This is a genomic window from Salinicola sp. JS01, from assembly GCF_030284585.1.
Taxonomy (GTDB): Bacteria; Pseudomonadota; Gammaproteobacteria; order Pseudomonadales; family Halomonadaceae; genus Salinicola.
In genome coordinates this window covers 4,199,569-4,218,583 of the sequence record NZ_CP127244.1, presented here as the reverse complement: position 1 = coordinate 4,218,583, position 19,015 = coordinate 4,199,569, and the positions used below count along the sequence as shown (strand labels likewise).

General features: G+C 67.5%; 18 protein-coding genes, 1 other RNA gene and 1 pseudogene. 12 read left to right on the top strand and 8 right to left on the bottom strand.

All coding sequences use genetic code 11. The features are described from left to right. Positions 1 to 87 precede the first annotated feature (87 nt). From QO259_RS19235 to QO259_RS20405, 3 genes and pseudogenes are all read left to right on the top strand, one after another. Positions 88 to 996, top strand: coding sequence for an AraC family transcriptional regulator (locus QO259_RS19235; protein WP_285951227.1), 909 nt, complete (start codon positions 88 to 90; stop codon positions 994 to 996). A gap of 156 nt (positions 997 to 1,152) precedes the next feature. Next, positions 1,153 to 2,148 (top strand): annotated as a pseudogene (locus QO259_RS19230) (PAS domain-containing protein); the annotation flags it as partial. A 21-nt stretch (positions 2,149 to 2,169) separates the two neighbouring features. Further along, positions 2,170 to 2,469 (top strand): methyl-accepting chemotaxis protein, encoded by a 300-nt coding sequence (locus tag QO259_RS20405; RefSeq protein WP_370635790.1) that lies wholly within the window; start codon positions 2,170 to 2,172, stop codon positions 2,467 to 2,469. A gap of 152 nt (positions 2,470 to 2,621) precedes the next feature. Here the strand turns inward: QO259_RS20405 and QO259_RS19225 are convergent, their stop codons facing one another. From QO259_RS19225 to QO259_RS19215, 3 genes are all read right to left on the bottom strand, one after another. Further along, the gene (locus QO259_RS19225; RefSeq protein WP_285951225.1) at positions 2,622 to 3,341 is read right to left on the bottom strand and encodes a 16S rRNA (uracil(1498)-N(3))-methyltransferase; all 720 of its coding nucleotides are present in this window, start codon (positions 3,339 to 3,341) and stop codon (positions 2,622 to 2,624) included. A gap of 13 nt (positions 3,342 to 3,354) precedes the next feature. After that, positions 3,355 to 3,837, bottom strand: a complete 483-nt coding sequence (gene secB / locus QO259_RS19220) for a protein-export chaperone SecB (protein WP_035469782.1) — start codon at positions 3,835 to 3,837, stop codon at positions 3,355 to 3,357. Positions 3,838 to 3,907: 70 nt separating this feature from the next. Then, entirely contained in the window at positions 3,908 to 4,330 is a 423-nt protein-coding gene (locus QO259_RS19215) for a rhodanese-like domain-containing protein (RefSeq protein WP_035469780.1), read from the bottom strand. Positions 4,331 to 4,670: 340 nt separating this feature from the next. Here QO259_RS19215 and gpmI point away from each other — a divergent pair, with 340 nt between their 5' ends. The 5 genes from gpmI to QO259_RS19190 all read left to right on the top strand — a co-directional run bounded on the left by gpmI (position 4,671) and on the right by QO259_RS19190 (position 9,729). Continuing rightward, the gene (gene gpmI, locus QO259_RS19210; protein ID WP_285951224.1) at positions 4,671 to 6,251 is read left to right on the top strand and encodes a 2,3-bisphosphoglycerate-independent phosphoglycerate mutase; all 1,581 of its coding nucleotides are present in this window, start codon (positions 4,671 to 4,673) and stop codon (positions 6,249 to 6,251) included. Positions 6,252 to 6,299: 48 nt separating this feature from the next. After that, on the top strand, positions 6,300 to 7,448 hold the full coding sequence (locus tag QO259_RS19205) for a murein hydrolase activator EnvC family protein (RefSeq protein WP_285951223.1): 1,149 nt from the start codon (positions 6,300 to 6,302) through the stop codon (positions 7,446 to 7,448). A 162-nt stretch (positions 7,449 to 7,610) separates the two neighbouring features. Then, the gene (locus QO259_RS19200) at positions 7,611 to 8,969 is read left to right on the top strand and encodes a S41 family peptidase (RefSeq protein WP_285951222.1); all 1,359 of its coding nucleotides are present in this window, start codon (positions 7,611 to 7,613) and stop codon (positions 8,967 to 8,969) included. A gap of 123 nt (positions 8,970 to 9,092) precedes the next feature. After that, a complete protein-coding gene (locus tag QO259_RS19195) occupies positions 9,093 to 9,395 on the top strand; it encodes a nucleotidyltransferase family protein (protein ID WP_207036463.1) in 303 nt (100 codons plus the stop codon). Further along, positions 9,376 to 9,729 (top strand): HepT-like ribonuclease domain-containing protein, encoded by a 354-nt coding sequence (locus QO259_RS19190; RefSeq protein WP_285951221.1) that lies wholly within the window; start codon positions 9,376 to 9,378, stop codon positions 9,727 to 9,729. The genes QO259_RS19195 and QO259_RS19190 overlap by 20 nt, the downstream gene beginning before the upstream one ends. Positions 9,730 to 9,733: 4 nt before the next feature. Here QO259_RS19190 and QO259_RS19185 read toward each other — a convergent pair whose 3' ends face one another. The 4 genes from QO259_RS19185 to QO259_RS19170 all read right to left on the bottom strand — a co-directional run bounded on the left by QO259_RS19185 (position 9,734) and on the right by QO259_RS19170 (position 14,363). Beyond that, complete coding sequence (locus QO259_RS19185) at positions 9,734 to 10,978, bottom strand: UbiH/UbiF/VisC/COQ6 family ubiquinone biosynthesis hydroxylase (protein WP_285951220.1); 1,245 nt, start codon at positions 10,976 to 10,978, stop codon at positions 9,734 to 9,736. A gap of 25 nt (positions 10,979 to 11,003) precedes the next feature. After that, positions 11,004 to 12,233 (bottom strand): 2-octaprenyl-6-methoxyphenyl hydroxylase, encoded by a 1,230-nt coding sequence (gene ubiH / locus QO259_RS19180; protein WP_285951219.1) that lies wholly within the window; start codon positions 12,231 to 12,233, stop codon positions 11,004 to 11,006. Between the two features lie 46 nt (positions 12,234 to 12,279). Then, entirely contained in the window at positions 12,280 to 13,656 is a 1,377-nt protein-coding gene (pepP, locus tag QO259_RS19175; RefSeq protein ID WP_285951218.1) for a Xaa-Pro aminopeptidase, read from the bottom strand. Positions 13,657 to 13,748: 92 nt separating this feature from the next. Then, the gene (locus tag QO259_RS19170) at positions 13,749 to 14,363 is read right to left on the bottom strand and encodes a UPF0149 family protein (protein WP_285951217.1); all 615 of its coding nucleotides are present in this window, start codon (positions 14,361 to 14,363) and stop codon (positions 13,749 to 13,751) included. Between the two features lie 188 nt (positions 14,364 to 14,551). On the opposite strand from QO259_RS19170, the gene QO259_RS19165 reads away from it, so the two are divergent. The 3 genes from QO259_RS19165 (at position 14,552) to QO259_RS19155 (ending at position 15,831) form a co-directional block, all read left to right on the top strand. Beyond that, positions 14,552 to 14,869, top strand: a complete 318-nt coding sequence (locus tag QO259_RS19165; RefSeq protein ID WP_106418933.1) for a cell division protein ZapA — start codon at positions 14,552 to 14,554, stop codon at positions 14,867 to 14,869. A 74-nt stretch (positions 14,870 to 14,943) separates the two neighbouring features. Beyond that, positions 14,944 to 15,129: non-coding RNA, 6S RNA (gene ssrS / locus QO259_RS19160), on the top strand. A gap of 93 nt (positions 15,130 to 15,222) precedes the next feature. Continuing rightward, entirely contained in the window at positions 15,223 to 15,831 is a 609-nt protein-coding gene (locus QO259_RS19155; RefSeq protein WP_285952803.1) for a 5-formyltetrahydrofolate cyclo-ligase, read from the top strand. Positions 15,832 to 16,467: 636 nt separating this feature from the next. On the opposite strand, the gene ilvA is transcribed toward QO259_RS19155, so the two are convergent. Further along, positions 16,468 to 18,087 (bottom strand): threonine ammonia-lyase, biosynthetic, encoded by a 1,620-nt coding sequence (gene ilvA, locus QO259_RS19150; RefSeq protein ID WP_285951216.1) that lies wholly within the window; start codon positions 18,085 to 18,087, stop codon positions 16,468 to 16,470. A 127-nt stretch (positions 18,088 to 18,214) separates the two neighbouring features. On the opposite strand from ilvA, the gene rpiA reads away from it, so the two are divergent. Beyond that, positions 18,215 to 18,886 carry a ribose-5-phosphate isomerase RpiA gene (gene rpiA, locus QO259_RS19145; protein WP_285951215.1) on the top strand — a complete coding sequence of 224 codons (672 nt, stop codon included), beginning with the start codon at positions 18,215 to 18,217 and terminating at the stop codon, positions 18,884 to 18,886. Positions 18,887 to 19,015: the final 129 nt, after the last annotated feature.

Genomic DNA, 19,015 nt, shown 5'->3' with positions numbered 1-19,015 from the left:
GTGTCGAGCCGGGCCGTTCGATCAATGGCTAAGGTGTACCACGCGCCTGGCGATCATAAGATGGTGGAAATTGCCGGGAGATGGACAATGTTGCGCCAGCCGTTGCCACCATTGTCGGCCCAGACCTCGCCCTGGCCGCTGCCGCTGAGCGGGCGACGGGTGGTGATCCCCCAGGCGGCGATCGCCACGCTGGAGACCCACCCGCTGTGCCGTGAGTGTCTGCCCCATGGAGTCGGCTTCTATCCCCACGCCGCCGGCCACCAGATGCGGCGGCCGGCCCCGCGCGACCATCTGCTGATCTACTGCGAGGCGGGGTCAGGCATGGTGGAGTGCGCGGGTCAGCTCTTTCCGGTGCGCGCCGGCGACGTGCTGCTGCTGCGCCCGCAGCGCGCGCATCGTTACCGCGCCAATCCACGTGATCCGTGGACGATCTACTGGGTGCACCTGGGCGGGACGGCGGCGGCGGACTACTTCGATGCCATCGCCGAATCGCACGACGAGGTGTGTATCCCTATCGGCCACCATCCGCGAATCGTCGCCGAGTGGGAGCTGCTGCTGTCGGTGGTGACACGCTTTCGCACGCTGCCGCTGATCCACGCCGCCAATCAGCTCAAGGCGCTGCTGACCTACATCGCCCTGGTGCGCCATCAGCGCGAGGCTCGCCATGCGGCGCTGGACGTCGCCCGAGTCAACGCCTGGCTGCAGGCGCACCTCGACCACCGGGTGGAACTCGCCACCCTGGTCGAGGCCACCAGCGAGCTCTCGCGCTGCCAGTTCATCCGCGAGTACAAGCGCCAGACCGGGCAGACGCCGATGCAGGCGTTCCAGCACTTCAAGATCAGCCGCGCCTGCTACCTGCTCGATGTCACCCCGCTCGGCGTAGGCCAGATCGCCGCCGACCTGGGCTACGACGACCCCTACTACTTCTCGCGTCAGTTCAAGAAGGTGATGGGCGTGGCACCCCGCGACTACCGCCGCGAGCGTGCCACGCATTGAATGCCCCCGCTCGTCTCCAGCGCTCCACCTAGGCCGGCAATGCGTCTGCAAGCGCAAGTTTCACCACAGGCGCCCTACATTAAATTTACTTCAGGCCGATAATCTCCCGCCCAGCACTCGAACTTTAATTCGAAATCAGGAAAGGACTCCGGGACGATGCATTGGCCCATTACCTCCAAGACACCCCAGGCGCTCTCCCGCCTGCTGACACAGCTCGAATTCGGTGAAGCCCCGAGCTTCGGCAATACACGCGAGTCACGCCGCCTGGGCCCCATCGTCGAGCGCATCGCCGAGCTGATCGACCGCGCCGGCGACAGCGGCGATACCGAGACCGCCGAGGCCTTGGAACACCTCCAGCAGCGCTTCGACCTGATCTGCGATGTCACCTCCGACGGTCTCTGGGACATGACCGTGCGCAACGGTAACGCCGCCGACCCGAGCAATCCGTTCCAGTGGTCGCAGCAGTTCCGCCGTCTGCTCGGTTTTCGCGATACTCAGGACTTCCCCAACGTGCTGGGTAGCTGGTCGGACCGGCTGCATCCGGAAGACAAGGCGCGCACCCTGGCGGCGTTCAAGGCCCACCTGGCGGACAGCAGCGGGCGCACGCCGTTCGACGTTAAATATCGGCTCGCCACCCGCAGCGGCGATTACCGCTGGTTCCGCGCCCAGGGCGATACCCTGCGCGATGCCCACGGCGCGCCGCTGATCGTTGCCGGTTCACTGCGTGACATCCACGACCAGACGCTGCGCGAGGCCGAACTCGACAAGGTCGTGACCCGCTTCGAACTCTCGCGCGAAATGCTCAATGACGGTCTGTGGGACATGGAGGTGATCGCCGGTGACCCGGTCAATCCCAACAATCCATTCTGGTGGTCGCCGCAGTTCCGCCGCCTGCTGGGATTCGAGACCGTGGAGGAGTTCCCGGACGTGCTGGAGAGCTGGTCCGGCCGCCTGCACCCCGAGGACAAGGAGGGCGCCATCCAGGCGTTCGGCAATCACTTGAACGACTATTCGGGGCAGACACCCTACGACATCACCTTCCGCCTCAAGTGCAAGAACGGCGCCTATCGCTGGTTCCGCGGGCGGGGTCAGACCCGGCGCGATGCCGACGGCCGGCCGCTGCGCGTGGTCGGGGCGCTGGTGGATATCCATGCTCAGCACGAGCAGTCACTGATGCAAGAGGCACAGCAGGCGCAGCAGGCCCGGCTGGAACGGACCATCGCCAGCGTCGACGATATCGTCTCGACCATTCAGCGCATTGCCGATCAGACCAATATCCTGTCGCTCAATGCGACCATCGAAGCCGCGCGGGCGGGAGAGAGCGGGCGCGGGTTCGCGGTGGTCGCCAGCGAAGTGCGCAAACTGGCCAACGAGATCCACGACGCCACGCGGAAAGCACGCGAGCTGGTCAACCGTGCCACGACCGAGGATGGCAACGCGGCGTCATCCGCGGCCGCTCTTAGCCACGCCTGACAGGCAGGGGCCGCCGGCGCCCGGCTCTCCCGGTGCGACTCGCGGCCCCGCTCAAGGTAGATAAGAAAAGAGGGTGGATACGAAAAGAGGGTAGGTACGAGAAGAGGATAGATAGGAAAAATCGGCGAGCGCAGGCAGGTGACGTACGCAGCCTACAGGTCGCCGAAGTAATGTTGCAGCAGCGTCAATGCCACTACCGGGGCGGTTTCGGTGCGCAGGATGCGCGGGCCGAGGGTGAGCGGCTGGAAGCCGGCATGCTGCGCGGCGGCGACCTCGGCGTCGGTGAGGCCGCCTTCGGGGCCGATCAGCAGTGCGGCGCTGTCGACCGCCTCGGCCTGACGCCAGCTGTCGTCGGTGGCGGGGTGGAGCACCAGACGCAGGCGCTCGTCACGCGCGGCGAGCCAGGTGTCCAGCATCTGCGGCGGATGCACCCGTGGCACGCTGGCGCGCCCGCACTGCTCGCAGGCGCTGACCGCCACGCCCTGCCAGTGGGCGAGCTTCTTGGCCTCGCGCTCGCCTTTCAGGCGCACATCGCCGCGCTCGACGTAGAGCGGGGTGATCGCCGCCACGCCCAGCTCCACCGCTTTCTGGATCGCATAATCCATGCGGTCGCCCTTGGAGATCGCCTGCCCCAGATGCACCGCCAGCGGTGACTCGCCGCGGCCGGATGCGAGCGACTCGACGCGCGCGACCACGCGCTTGCGCCCGGCCTCGATCAGGCGGGCGTGAGCTTCGAGCCCGGCACCGTCGAAGAGCACCAGCGGCGCGCCCTCGCCCAGGCGCAGCACCAGCGCCACGTGGCGCGCGGGCCCCTCGGGCAGAACGACGTCGCCGCCGACCCGGAAGTCGGCGGCGACATGAATACGCGGCATGGCCATGGCGCGCTTACTGCGTGGTGTCGCTGGCCTGGGCGGCGCGCTGCTGCTTCTGGGCGTACATCGCCTCGAAGTTGACCGGCGCCAGCATCAGCGGCGGGAAGCTGCCGCGCCCGACCAGGCTATCGATGCACTCCCGCGCGTAGGGGAAGAGCACGTTGGGGCAGAAGGCGCCCAGGGTGTGGTCGAGCTGCGCGCCGTCGAGGCCCGCGATACGGAACAGGCCGGCCTGCTCGACCTCGACCAGGAAGGCGGTGGCGTCGTCTTCGTTGTTGGAGACCTGAGCCGTCACCTTGACCACGACCTCGTAGAGATCCTGGCCGACCGACTCGCTGGTGGTGTCCAGATCGAGACCGACCTTGGGCTTGAACGGCTGCTGGAACACGCGCGGGGAGTTGGGGGCCTCGAACGAGATGTCCTTCACGTAGATGCGCTGCAGGGAGAACTGGAGCTGCTGTTCCTGCGTGCCCTGCTGATTGTTGTCTTCCGCCATGGTGCGTTTCCTTTGGATGAGATCGGAGCGGTTGGCGTGTGGCCCGCGGACGGGCGCGTATCGGGTCGGCTCAGCGCTTGACCACCGGCAGGCTGTCGGCCTGCCACTGGGCCATGCCGCCCTTGAGCTTGTAGACCCGCGAGAAGCCCGCCTGGCTCAGCTCGGTGACCGCAGCCGCCGAGCTCTGGCCATGCTTGCAGACCACCACCACGGGCTGGTCCTTGTGCTTCTCCAACTGGCCCAGGCGCTCCTTGAGGCGGGCCTGGGGCACGTTCTTGGCGCCGGCGATATGGCCGGCCTTGAACTCGGCGCTGTCGCGGATATCGATGACGACGCCATCTTCGCGGTTGATCAGCGTGGTCGCCTCGCTGGTGGAGACGCCGGAAGCGCTGCCCCGCTTGGCCTCGAACGCCAGCCACGCGAGCAGCACGACCAGGAAGGCGCTGACCAGCAGCGGATGATTTTCAATGAATTCGAACAACTGATCGATCATGGGTCTGCCGACACTCTCAAAGCGGGAATGCTGGGGCCGGGAAGCGCCGGGCCGCAAGACGCGGCGGCGCGGTTCCTGGCGCGCGTGGCCAAGCGCTGGCGCGGCACCTGAACCCAGGCAAGAGCACCACGCTGGCTGAAACTCACGGCCCGTTTTCGGGCGCCGGCCATTATACACGAGGCGGCAGCCGAGACGAGGCGCACGCCGGCCGAGCCGATACCGCGGGTGCGCTATCTCCCATGGGTACGCTATGCTGCGAGGCCGGGGCGCGCCCGCCGCGCCGCCGTGCGTATCGTCACCCTGTGTGTTTTCCGTTCATCCGATCTTACCGAGGCTTGTCATGGCAGAGACTTCCACGCCGCGCCCCGTGGCGCTCTTGATTCTCGACGGCTACGGCCAGAACGACGATAGCGCCGCCAATGCGGTCGCCAGGGCCGAGACGCCGGTGATGGATCGGCTCAAGCGCGACTACCCCAATACCCTGATCCACACCGACGGCCCCTATGTCGGTCTGCCCGAGGGGCAGATGGGCAACTCCGAAGTGGGCCACATGAACATCGGCGCCGGGCGCATCGTCTATCAGGACTTCACCCGGATCACCAAGGCGATCGAGGATGGCGAGCTGGGCGAGATCGCGGCGCTGACCACGCCGATCGACGACGCCGTCGCCAATGACCGCGCGGTGCATCTGATGGGGCTGCTCTCGCCGGGTGGCGTGCATAGTCACGAAGATCACCTGCTGGCGGTGGCCGAACTCGCCGCCGACCGCGGCGCCAAGCGCATCTACCTGCACGCCTTCACCGATGGCCGCGACACTGCGCCCAAGAGCGCCGGCGCCTCGATCGAGCGCGCCAACGCCAAGTTGGCCGAGCTGGTCGGCGGCGACAACGGCTTCGTCGCCTCGCTGGTGGGCCGCTACTACGCCATGGACCGCGACAACCGCTGGGACCGGGTGGAGCAAGCCTACCGCCTGGTGGCCTTCGGCGAGGCCGAGCAGGTCGCCGAGAGCGCCGAGGCGGGGCTGGAAGCGGCCTACGACCGCGGCGAGACCGACGAATTCGTCAGCGCCACCGCGGTACGCCCGAACGGTGACAAGCGCGCCATCGCCGAGGGTGACGCCGCGCTGTTCCTCAACTTCCGTGCCGACCGCGCGCGCGAACTGACCCGCGCCTTCGTCAATCCGGATTTCGACGGCTTCGACCGCGGCGAGCGGCTTAAGCTCGCGGGCGAGGGGCTGGTGATGCTGACCCAGTACGCCGACGACATCGATGCGCCGGTCGCCTTTCCGCCCAAGGATCTGGTCAACACCCTGGGCGAAGTCGCCGCCAGCCATGGTCTCAAGCAGCTGCGCATCGCCGAGACCGAGAAGTACGCCCATGTCACCTTCTTCTTCTCCGGCGGCCGCGAGGAGCCGTTCGACGGCGAGGATCGCGAGCTGATCCCCTCGCCGAAGGACGTCAGAACCTACGACGAGAAGCCGGAGATGAGCGCCTATGAGCTGACCGACACCCTGGTCGGCGCAATCGAAAGCGGCAAGTACGACCTGATCATCTGCAACTACGCCAACGGCGACATGGTCGGCCACACCGGCGATCTCGACGCCGCCACCAAAGCGATAGAGGCAGTGGATGTCTGTCTCGGCCGGGTGGTCGAGGCGATCCAGAAGGCCGGCGGCGAGTGCCTGGTCACCGCCGACCACGGCAACGCCGAGCTGATGACCGACCCCAAGACCGGTAACCCGCACACGGCGCATACCACCTTCATGGTGCCGCTGGTCTACGTGCATCGGGATGGCCAGGACGACGCGGCCACGCTGCAGGCGGATGGCCGCCTGTGCGATCTCGCGCCGACGCTGTTGCATATGCTGCACCAGCCGGTTCCCGAGGAGATGACCGGCAACGTGCTGATCGAGGGGGCCTGACGCGGGCATGGCGGCAGTGCAACGTGACACCGCAGGACCCCGGCGCTCGTGACGCGCGGGGGTCTGCGTTTGGGGGTGATCGTGCTGGCCGGCAGCCTGCTGCTGGCCGGCCCGGCGTGGGGTCAGGCCAACCCGCAGGAGGCGCGCGCGCGTCTCGATAGCCTGGCCACCGATATCGAAGCGCTGCAGGGCAAGCTCAAGCAGACCCAGGCGGCGCGCGGCGACGCCCAGAGCCAGCTCGAGACGGTGGAGACCGCGATCGGCGCGATCCACAAGCGCATGGACGCGCTCCAGAACGAGCGCCACGATCTCGACGACCAGGTGGCCACGCTCAGCGCCCAGCGCCAGACCCTGGACGCCGAGCGCCATCGCCAGCGCCAGGCCCTGGCGCAGCAGTTCGACGCCCTCTATCGGCTCGGCACCACGCCGCAGCTCAAGCTGCTGCTCAATCAGGACGACCCCGCCGAAGTCGATCGCCTGCAGCACTATCTCAATGCGATCTCGCAGGCGCGCCAGGCACGCCTCGACAAGCTGCGCGATCTCAACCGACAGCTCGACCAGAACCTGGCCGCGATCGACCAACGCCGCCAGCGGCTCGATCAGGTGCAGCGCGATCTCGACCAGCAGCGCGAACGCCTGGCCACCAGCCTGCGCCAGCGCCAGACGCTGGTCGCCAAGCTCGACTCGCGCTATGCCAGCGAGCAGTCGCGGCTGGAGGATCTCAACCAGGACCGCGCCCACGTCGAGCGGCTGCTCGATCGCATGCAGCAGGAACTGGCCAAGCTCAAGCAGCCGCCGCCCTCGACCGCCATACGCAAGACCCGAGGCGATCTGCCATGGCCGGTACAGGGGCGCGTGCTCTCGAACTATGGCGACGGTGATGGGGTCGATCGCAACGGTGTGCTGATCGGTGCCGCCGCCGGCAGCGCGGTCAAGGCGGTGCATGCCGGGCGCGTGGTGTTCGCCAACTGGATGCGTGGCTTCGGCAACCTGCTGATCCTCGACCACGGCGATGGCGTGCTCACCCTCTACGCGCATCTGCAGCAGTTCACGGTCACCCCCGGCCAGCAGGTCTCCAACGGCCAGACCGTGGGTGCCGTGGGCGACACCGGCGGCCAGACCCGCCCCGCGCTCTACTTCGAGGTGCGCCAGAACGGCGAGCCGATCAACCCCAACCGCTGGATGGCCAAGCGCTGAGCCACTCCCGTCTTACGCCGCGTTAACATCCGCCCCGGGAGGCGCTATGCTGGGGTTATCAAACGCCGTTCCATCATCCGGCCAGCCGTATTGACGTAGCGCCGGGTGGCAGCCCCCGTCGGCGCCAGCGGCCCCTCATCCAGCCCGAGTCGCGGAGACCGCATGACACCCACCCGCCCGAATGCCCTGGCTCGTCGCCGGTGGCTCGCCCCCGCCGCCTGCGCCCTGAGCCTGGCCCTGGCCATTCCCGGTGCGGCGCTGGCCGCCGAACCGGCCGCGACACGCCAGCCCGCCGACGACGACCTGCCGGTCAAGGACGTGCAGACCTTCGCCGAGGTCTTCGAACGCATCAAGCGCGCCTACGTCGAGGAGGTCGATGACAAGACCCTGCTGCGCAACGCCATGCGCGGCATGCTCAGCCAGCTCGACCCACACTCGGAGTATCTGGATGCCGATGCCTTCGAGGCGCTGCGTGAAACCACCGAGGGCGAGTTCAGCGGCGTCGGCATCGAGGTCGGGCTGCGCGACGACCAGCTCACGGTGATCTCGCCAATCGACGACACGCCGGCGGCCAAGGCGGGTATCCAGCCCGGCGACCGTATCGTCGCCATCGACGGCACGCCCACCGAGAACCTGACGCTGCAGGAAGCGGTCGACCTGATGCGCGGCGACCCCGGCAGCCACATCCAACTGACCATCCTGCGCGACAGCGAGCAGACGCCGCGCACCTTCGACCTGCAGCGTGAGTCAATCCAGTCGGAGAGCGTCACCCAGCGCGAGCTCGAGCCCGGCTACGGCTACCTGCGCATCAGCCAGTTCCAGAGCCGTACCGGCGACCAGACGCGTGAGGCGCTCGCAGCGCTCACCGCCAAGGGGCCGCTCAAGGGGCTGGTGCTGGACCTGCGCAACAATCCCGGCGGCGTGCTCTCCAGCGCCACCGAGGTCGCCGATCAATTCCTCTCCAGCGGCCTGATCGTCTACACCAAGGGCCGCCTGGTCGACGACGACATGCGCTTCACCGCCCACGCTGCCACCCTGGCGCCGGACGTGCCGCTGGTGGTGCTGATCAACGGCGGCAGCGCCTCGGCGGCGGAGATCGTCGCCGGTGCACTGCAGGATCAGCAGCGGGCGGTCTTGATGGGCACCCAGAGCTTCGGCAAAGGCTCGGTGCAGCAGGTACTGCCGCTGGGCAACGGCGATGGCCTCAAGCTGACCACGGCGCGCTACTACACCCCCAGCGGGCGCTCGATCCAGGCCGAGGGCATCACCCCGGACGTGCGTGTAGTGCGCGGCCGGCTGGAGGTCGACGACACCCCCGGCTTCCAGCTGCGCGAATCCGATCTGCGCGGCCACCTGCAGAACGCCAGCCCCAGCGCGCAGCGCAACGCCCCGGAAACGCCCATCGCCGCCAACGACTATCAGTTGAGCGAAGCGCTCAACCTGCTCAAGGCGCTCAACGTGGTTCACTCGGCCCGCGCGTCGGCCAAACCAAGCGCAGCCGAGCGCGAGACCGCCGACTGAACCGAGCGCTGGCCGAGCGTCGATCGATGAAGGGGAGCGAGAATGGGAACGGGAGTGAGAGTGGGCGTATAAATGGAGTATATAAAGTAACGTAGAGAGCGTCGTGGAGACGGAGGCGTCGACATGAATCGAAGTGAAACACTACGGCGACTACGCGATCATATGCCCACACTGGTGGCAAAGTTCCAGGTCGAGTCGCTGGCGCTGTTCGGGTCTGTCGCTCGCGACCAGGCGGCGGCGGAGAGCGATATCGACATCCTCGTCAGCTTCCAGGGGCCGGCGACCTCGGCGCGCTACTTCGGTCTGCAGTTCTATCTCGAGGATCTGCTGGGCAGGCCCGTGGATCTGGTCACCGACAAGGCGCTTCGCGCTGAACTCAGGCCCCGAGTCGAGCGCGAGGCGGTGCATGTCCCGGCGCACGCCTGAACGTGAATGGCGTTTCTATCTCGATGACATGATCGGTTTCATCGAGAAGATCACGAGCTATACCCAAGGGCTCGACCAGGCGTCATTCGTCGCCAGCGAGCTGACCTACGACGCCACCCTGCACAATCTAGCCCTACTGGGCGAGGCCGCGACTCGCATACCCGATACCGTCCGCCAGCGCCATCCCGAGATCCCCTGGCGCCTTATCGTGGCGACGCGAAATCGCTTGATGCATGCCTATCTCGGCATCGACGACGACACGATCTGGAGCATCATCCAGGACGAGCTGCCCAAGCTGTCGAATCAATTGGCATCGATTCGCGCCGCGCAATGAGCCACTACCGACACCGCTGTGGCACGTCGCCATATTCGCCCAGCGCCTGACGGATCAGCAGGCGCTTGAGCAGCGGCAGCCGGTCGACCCCGGAGAGCCCCCAGTTGCGCGCCAGCCGCAGCGCCGGCTGACGGCTGCCGAAGAGCCGCTGGAAACCCTGCATGGCGGCGAGCATCGCCGCGTTCTCGCCGCGCCGGCGCCGCGCATAGCGCGCCAGAATGCGCGGGTCGCCGGGCTCGGCCCCGCGCTGGCGGGCGCGTATCCACTCCTCCGCCAGCACCGCGGCGTCCATCAGCCCCAGATTGACCCCTTGCCCGGCCAGCGGATGCAGGGTGTGGGCGGCATCGCCGATCAGCGCCAGGCCCTCGGCGACATAGTCGCTGGCGTGGCGCTGCACGATGGGAAAGTGAGGCGCGGCATCGATCACTTCGAGCCGCCCCAGGCGCCCGTCGATGGCCCGTTCGAGCTCTCCGGCCAGCGCCGCGGGCCCGCTCTCCTGCTCGCCCAGTGCGGTGAGCCGGCGGGCCTCCGCCGGCGTGGTCGACCACACGATCGAACAGTGGTGCGCTGCGCCATCGATCGCCAGTGGCAGAAACGCCAGCGGGCCGCTGGGCAGGAAGACCTGGCGCGCGGTGCCCGCATGGCCATGCTCGCAGCGTACGCTGGTGACCACCGCCGCCTGGCCGGTATCGCGGGCGGAGAGCGCGATGCCCGCCAGGGTGCGCAGCGGCGAGTGAGCCCCATCGGCGCCCACCACCAGCGGCGCACGCCACTGCTCGCCGCTGTCCAGGGTGACCACCGCCTGCCCCGCCTCGCGGGTGTAGCCGGTCAGGCGCACGCCGCGCAGGCAGGTGACCTGGGGCAGCGCCTCGAGCCGCGCCTCGAGCCCGGCGACCAGTAGATCGTTCTCGACGATATGGCCCAGCGCCTCGACGCCGACGTCATCGGCATCGAAGCCGATCTCGCCACCGCCCTCACCGTCCCACACCTGCATGCGGCGATAGGGCGCGACGCGCCGGGCGGCGACCCAGGGCCAGACGCCGAGCGACACCAGCAGCCGCTGCGAGGCGGCGGTCAGCGCGCTCACCCGCAGGGCCGGCGCGCCCTTGCCAGGCGGCGTCGCCCGTTCGGCGGGCGGCGCGGCATCGAACAGCGCGACCCGCCAGCCGGCTTCGCCCAGCAGCAGCGCCAGCGTGGCGCCGACCATCCCGCCGCCGACGATCAGCACGTCGCTGGTTGGCTGTGTCATGTCGGATCTCCCGTCTTGCTCATCGTCATCTCTCGAGCCCCATGGCTCGTCTCGCCACCATTCGCTTGAGCGGCGCGACGGTGTTGAGCCCACCCAGCCCCAGCCCGCGCGCCTGCCCCATCAGCGGGTAGTTCAGGCCGAATAGCCGGATCAAGCCGTCGCTGAAGCGCACGATCTGGCGATAGTCGGCGCTGCGCCGCGCCTCGAATGCCGCCAACACGCTGGCATCCCCCGGCGAGCGCTCCTCGGCCCGGGCACGTTGGATCTCGGCGGCCAGGTCCATCACCCCGCGCAGGGCGAGGTTGAAGCCCTGCCCCGCCACTGGGTGCAGCGCATGGGCGGCGTTGCCGAGCACCGCCAGGCCGGGGCGGATCGTCTCGCGCGCGGTGACCAGCGACAGCGGATAAGCGTAACGCTGGCCGACCCGCTGAAAGCGCCCGGCGCGGTCACCGAAGGCGTGCTGCAGCCGGCTCAGAAAGGCATCGTCGGAGAGCGCCAGCGCGGCCTGTTCGGCACCCTGCTCGAAGGTCCACACCAGCGTCATGCGCCGCCCCGAGAGCGGCAGCAGCGCGATCGGCCCCTCGCTACTGAAGCGCTCGAAGGCCCAGCCCTGATGCGCCCGGCTGGTCTCGACCGTGGCGATCAGCGCGCTCTGATCGTAGGCGTGGTGCGCGCTCTCGATCCCCAGGCGCTCCTTGAGGCCGGAGCGGCCACCGTCGGCGAGCACGGTCAGCCCGGCCTCCAGCCTCTGGCCGTCGTCCAGGGTCAGCCGATAGCCTTCGGGAGTGGCGTCGAGCGCCTCGACCCGGGCCGGACAGTGCCAGTCGAGTGGCAGCTCGGCGAGCCGGCGGTGCAGCACACGGCCCATCCAGGCATTGGGGATCACATAGCCCAGCGCCTCGCTGCCGACATCCTCGGCGTGCAGCCGGGTCACCCCTAACTGGCCGCGCTCGCTGATATGGATATGGCGGATCGGCGTGGCCTGCGCCGCCATGCCCTCGTCCTCGGCGTCAGACCACAGCGCCAGGCGCTCGAAATGGCGCCGCGAGCCGTAGGCGATAGCGCTGGACCGCACGTCGAAGCTGGGCTGCAACGGCGACGTATCCGTGGCGGGCAGCGGCTGGGCCTCGACGATCGCGATGCGCAGCCCCTCTTCGCGGGCCAGCTCGCCCAGCGCACAGGCCAGGCTGGCGCCGACCAGGCCGCCGCCGATGATCGCCACGTCGACCTGCACCGGTTGTGTCGCTTCACTCATGGGCACTAGTCTCCTCAGCACGGGCCGGTGCGGCCCGGCCTCTTCGTCACGTCCTGGCCGCCGCCATCAGCGCTTCGATCTCGTCGGCGGCCTTGGGCACGCCGGCGGTCAGCACCTCTCCACCACCAGCGGTCACCACCACGTCGTCCTCGATACGAATGCCGATACCGCGATAGGCCGCGGGGATATCCTCGGCGTCGGGGATATAGAGCCCCGGCTCGATGGTCAGCACCATGCCAGGTTCGAGTGGGCGCGGCTCGCCGTCGACCCGGTAGCTGCCGACATCGTGCACATCGAGCCCCAGCCAGTGCGAGGTGGAGTGGAGATAGAAGCGCCGGTAGGCCTTGGACTCGATGCACGCGTCGAGTTCACCTTCGAGCAGGCCCAGCGCCAGCAGCCCGGCGGTGAGATCGCGCACCACGCCATCGTGGATCGCTTCCAGCGTGGTGCCCGGTGCGACCGCGGCCACGGCGCGCTCTTCCGCCGCCAGGACGACGTCGTAGAGGGCACGCTGGGCCTCGCTGAAGCGACCGTTGACCGGGAAGGTGCGGGTGATGTCGCCGGCGTAGAGATCGAACTCGGCACCCGCATCGATCAGTACCAGATCGCCGTCGGCGAGCCGAGCGGCGTTCTCGACATAGTGCAGCACACAGGCATTGATGCCGCCGCCGACGATGGTGCCGTAGGCGGGCGCGCGGGCGCCGTGCCAGGCGAACTCGTGCTCGATCGCTGCCTGCAGCTGATACTCGAAGCGCCCCGGGCGGCTTTCGCGCATGGCGCGGCAGTGCGCCTGGGCACTGATCTCGGCGGCATGGCGCATCAGCGCCAGCTCGCTCTCGCTCTTGGTCAGGCGCAGTTCGTGGATCAGCGCGCTGACATCGACGAAGCCGCTCGGGGCCGCCGCGCCGCGTCGCGCGCGCGCCTGCAGCCGGGCACGGATGCCGTCGGCCAGGGCCATGGCGTGGCTATCCGCCAGCGGCAGGTAGAGCGTGCGTCGCCCTTCCAGCAGGTCGGCCAGGTCGTCGCGACTGGCGTTGTCGAAAGCCTGATCCATCCCGTAGTCGCGGATCGCCCCTTCGGGGCCGATGCGAATGCCGGTCCAGGCCTCCTTCTCGGGGTCCTTCTCCTGGCAGAACAGCAGCGCCTCGCCGGCCTCGCGGCCGGGCAGCAGCACCAGCAGCGCGTCCGGCTCGGGAAAGCCGCACAGATAGTGGAAGTCGCTGTGCTGGCGGAAGGCGTAGTCGCTGTCGTGGTTGCGGGTCTTGAGCACGGCACCGGGCAGCAGCACCGCTGCGTCCTGTGGCAGCTCGGCCATCAGGCGCTCACGCCGGGCGGCGTACTCTTCCTGGGTGATCGGGGCGGGCCCGGGGCGCAGGTCCTCTGTCGTCACGGCGTCTTGTGTCGAACTCGCGGCTGTCGGCATGCTCTCTCCATAGGCGGGGTGTCCATCGCGCCAGGTGTCGTGCTCTTGGCGGTGCTCGTGGTGATGATCGTCATGGGCATCGCGCTGGCAGCTCAATGCAGTGTCGGCGTGTCGTCGTTGGCGCCAGCGTCAGCCGAAGGGTCCTGGTCGCTCTGCTCGACCTGGGGCTGACCGGGGTGCTGCTCGGTATACAGCAGCATCGCCGCCATGCGCGCGTGCTCGGTGAGCGCGAACAGGTCGTTCTCGTTCTCCGGGTCGTCGTCGATCTCGACCTCGATCGCCGCCAGCTGGCCAAGATCCTCGAGCGCTTCGCGTAGCGGGCTCGACCAGCGTTCGTAGGTTTCGCCATCGACTTCGTTGACCACTTCGGTGAAGCCCTGCACCCACTCCTTGAGTCCCTGAGCGCGCTCGCCCAGCGAGAACAGCTCGTCGGGCAGCAGCGGCTCGAAGTTGAGCTCCGATGCCGCCAGCGCGTCCAGGGTCTGGCGGCGCCAGCCCAGCAGCACATCGGCATCTTCGCGTCTCTCCGGCTGTTCGACGTTGAGCGCCAGGCTCACCTCCTCCAGCCAGCGCTCGGCGCTGAGGTCCTCGAGCGCCAGCTCGGCGCACAGTCGCCCGTCGAAGAAGGCCGGCGACTGCAGACTGCCGTGGGCCAGAAAGACATTGGCGACGGTGGAGAAATCGAGTTGCTCGTTGATGATCGACATGTCGGCATCCGTAGTGGCACGCCGCCCTGTGGCCCGCGCCGGCAGCGCGTTGACCGGGTGTGGGCGGCTCTCTATAGTGGCTGGTCAATCGCGGCGCCAGCGGTGCCGGCGGCCATCAGCATAGCCGCTGACGTGCGAATCCCCCCATTTTACCCGATCGGTCTTCAAGGCCCACCCCGGAGCGAACCATGAGCGACACGTCTCGCCCGACCACCGAAGTGACCCTCTTGGGCAAACCCTACGTGATCGCCTGCCCGCCGGAAGAGCAGGAACAGCTGAAGCGCGCCGCGCGCTATCTCGACCGCGCCATGCACGGCATCCACTCCCGCGGCAAGGTGCTCGGCGCGGAGAAGATCGCGATCATGGCGGCACTCAACATCACCCACGAGCTGCTCAGCGCCTTGGATGCCAACCGCGCCGGCGAACAGAGCTTGAGCGAGCTGGGTGAGCGTCTGGAGCGTGCCCTGAGCGGTATCGGCAACGACACCCCGCAGGCCTCCCGCTGAGCCGGCAGCCCGGCCGTCGCCCCGTCTGAGTCGATTGCGATTGGGCAACGCCGCCCCCTCTGCTACGATAGTGTCGTTCCCTGGGGTGTGCGCCAGTCGTTACAAGTCCCTCGAGCCTATGCGCAGTACCCAGGGGGCCAATAGCTAGGCAGGCCCGTGTGCATGTCCGCGCGACGGAAAGCCTAACGGCCTGCCTGCGGCCACCCACCTTGAACCAATGGGTTCAAGGGCCAGAACGACAGCGGCACTCTGGGGAACTCTGCTTGTCTTCGACGTCGATCACCAGCGCTCTCGATGACGGGTCCACCGCTGACGGACCCAACGCGCTTGCCCTCTCGGGCGATCGGCGTCGCCTGCGGCGCGATCTGCGCCGCGCCCGCCGCGCGCTGAGCCCACACCAGCAGCGCATCGCCTCGCAGGCGCTGTGCAGGCGCCTGCGCCAGTTGCCGGAGCTCCAGCGCGCCCGCCGCGTGGCGCTCTACCTGCCCAACGATGGTGAAATCGACCCCACGCCGCTGATCGCCTGGCTGCGCCGGCGTGGTGCCGAGGTCTATTTGCCGGTACTGCGCCCGCTGGTCGAGAACCGGCTGTGGTTCGTGCGCTACGACAGCGATACGCGCATGCGCCGCAATCGTTTCGGTATTGCCGAGCCGCACACCCGCTTCGGTGCCAAACGCCAGCGCCGACTGCCGGCGTGGGCGCTGGATAGCGTGCTGATGCCGCTGGTGGGGTTCGATGGGGCCGGTGAGCGCATCGGCATGGGCGGCGGCTTCTACGACCGCACCTTCGCCTTCACCCGCCTGCGCCGCCCGGCGCCACGCCTGATCGGTCTGGCCCACGCCTGTCAGCGAGTGACGGCGCTGCCGGTGGCCGCCTGGGACGTGCCGCTGGATGCGATCGTCAGCGACTGCGAGGTTCTCCGCCCGCAGCGCACCAAGGGCACGAACGACGACGGCCGGTAGCGCTCGAAACGCTACCGGCCGTCTTGCGATCAGTGCCCCCTCTGGCGGTCACTGATCGGGCGTGTCTGGTCTATCCATTACTGCTCTGGCTACTACGACTCTGGCTACTACGACTCTAGCTACTACTACGGTCTATCTACTCATCTAACTAACCTGAACTATCTACTACCCACTATCTAATAGTTACAGACTACTGACTATTGCCTACGAGCTTACTATCCGCAAAGGCTGCCCGCGGCCGTTACCCGCCGTATTGCTATCTTGCCGTATTGCTACAGCCTCAAGCGCCGAGCAGCGTCTGCGCATACCCCGTCGCGACCACACCCACGCCGAAAATCAGTACCAGTGCCATGACCAGGTCGGGCTTGCGTTTCATTTCGACTCCCAGAGATTCGGTTCGGTCTCCGCCCCCGCGGCGACGCGCACGACTATAGGGTTAGGCTAAAAGCTTGACAAGACGCTTGCCAGGCGGACTCGCCCCTTTTTTCGTTACCGAAGATTATCGGACGTTACCGAAAAAGGTTTAGCTCGAATTGACCCCGAAAAAGGAGCTATTTCATCATCGCCAAAACGCCGCTGACCTCATGCAGAGGCCAGCGGCGTCAGGGGTGGAAGAAAGCAACCTCGGCGGCGTGCTCAGGCCATGAACAGCCGGTAGGCGGTGTTGTCGGTCTCTTTCCAGTAGCGGTAGCCGATCCGATCGAAGTGCTCCTCGGCATGGGCCCGGTCGCCATTGGGCATCTGCAGCCCGACCAGCACTCGCCCGTAGGCGGCACCGTGGTTGCGATAGTGGAACAGCGAGATGTTCCAGTCGGCGGGCAGATGCGTCAGGAAGTTCATCAGCGCGCCGGGGCGCTCGGGGAATTCGAAGCGATAGACCTCTTCCGAGAACTCGACCTTGGGCCGACCGCCGCCGAGGTGGCGAATATGCAGCTTGGCCAGTTCGTTATCGGTGAGATCCTCTACGGGATAGTCCGCGTCGCGCAGCTTTTGGATCACCTCGGCGCGATCCTCACCACCCGGCTTGACCTGCACACCGACGAAGATATGCGCGCGGTCGTCATCGGCATAGCGATAGTTGAACTCGGTCACCATGCGCCGCCCGATGGCGCGGCAGAACTGCTTGAAGCTGCCCGGCCGCTCGGGGATCTCGACCGCCAGAATCGCTTCACGCTGCTCGCCGAGCTCGGTACGCTCGGCGATGTGCTGGAGCCGGTCGAAGTTGATGTTGGCGCCGGAGTTGATGCACAAAAGCGACTGGTCGCGCGCCTGGGTCTGCTGCACGTACTTCTTGAGCCCGGCCAGCGACAGCGCGCCGGAGGTCTCGGCGACCGCCCGGGTGTCATCGAAGGTGTCCTTGACCGCGGCACACATCTCGTCGGTATTGACGGTGATGACGCCATCCACGGTGTGACGCAGGATCTCGAACGGTGCCTCGCCGATCTGGGCCACCGCGACCCCCTCGGCGAACACCCCGACCTGATCAAGCACCACCCGCTCGCCGGCGTCCAACGCCGCCTTGAGGCAGGCCGAATCCTCCGCCTCGACGCCATAGACCTTGACCTCCGGGCGCAGATACTTGATGTAGGCGGCGATCCCGGCCAGCAGCCCGCCGCCGCCTACCGGCACGAACACCGCATCCAGCGGCCCGGTGTGCTGGCGCAGAATCTCCATCGCCACGGTGCCCTGGCCGGCGATGACGTCGTTGTCGTCATAGGGCGGTATATAGGTGTAGCCGTGTTCGGCGATCAGCGTCTTGGCGTGCGCCAGCGCTTCGCCGAAGGCATCCCCCTTGAGCACCACCTTGGCGCCCCAGCCGCGTACCGCCGCCACCTTGATCTCGGGGGTGACCCGAGGCATCACGATCACCGCCTTGACCCCCATCTGGCGCGCCGCCATCGCCAGCCCCTGGGCGTGGTTGCCGGCCGAGGCGGCGATCACGCCCTTCTCCTTCTGGGTCTCGTCGAGCTGCGCCATCTTGTTGTAGGCACCGCGAATCTTGAACGAGAACACCGGCTGCAGGTCTTCGCGCTTGATCAGAATGCGGTTGCCGAAGCGGCGCGAGAGCGAGGGCATGGGCGAAATGGGGGTCTCCCGGGCCGCTTCGTAGACGCGGGCCTGGAGGATCTTCTTGACGATGTCTTCGAGTAGCATTGCGGTGTCCTGGCGTATCGCACTGGCGTATCGCACTAAAAGAGGCTGCCTGAGCGCGCCGCGGAGAGCCCGACGGCGGCGATGAACGTGGCGGATCGACATTGTTAACAGACGCCAGCCCCGAGCGTCCAGCGTTAACAGATGCCCGCCCCGCGCGTCAGCGCCATCGGCAGCGCAGGCGGCTTGCTCTATACTGGCGCCTCTCTTTTGCCAGCCTGCCAGAGCCGACATGAACCAGGACGACCTCAAACGCGCAGTGGCCGCCGCGGCGCTCGAAGACATCGATAGCCTGCTGACGCCGGATGCGGTGATCGGCATCGGTACCGGCTCCACCGCCAATCATTTCATCGATCTGCTCGCCGCGCGGCGCCATGACTTTCGCGGTGCCGTGGCCAGTTCCGAGGCCAGCGCGGAGCGCCTGAAGGCCAACGGGATCGACGTGCTCGAGCTCAACCACGTGGGCACGGTGCCGGTGTATGTGGACGGCGCCGACGAGATCGATGGCCACCTGCGCATGATCAAGGGCGGCGGGGCCGCGCTCACCCGCGAGAAGATCGTCGCTGCCTGCGCCGAGCGCTTCGTCTGCATCGCCGATGCCAGCAAGCGGGTCGAGGTGCTCGGCGGCTTCCCGCTGCCGATCGAGGTGATCCCCATGGCGCGCTCCTACGTCGCCCGTGAGATGGTCAAGCTCGGCATTACGCCGGTCTACCGCGATGGCGTGCTGACCGACAACGGCAACCGCATCCTGGATGGCTACGACAAACTGTTCGACGAGCCGGAAGCCATGGAAGCGGCCCTCGATGCCATCGTCGGCGTGGTCACCAACGGCCTGTTCGCCAAGCGTCCGGCCGACGTGCTGCTGCTTGGCGGTGCTGGGGGGGTCGAGCGCTTCACCCGCTGAGAGGGTGTTTACAAAATGCCTGCGCTCGACGATACGGCGTTGAAATCGACCTCAAAGTACTCATTTACACCCCGTAAACTCCGTCTTTTTCGGCCGATTTCGCCTTGTCTCGCCTTCGCTCGTCGAATT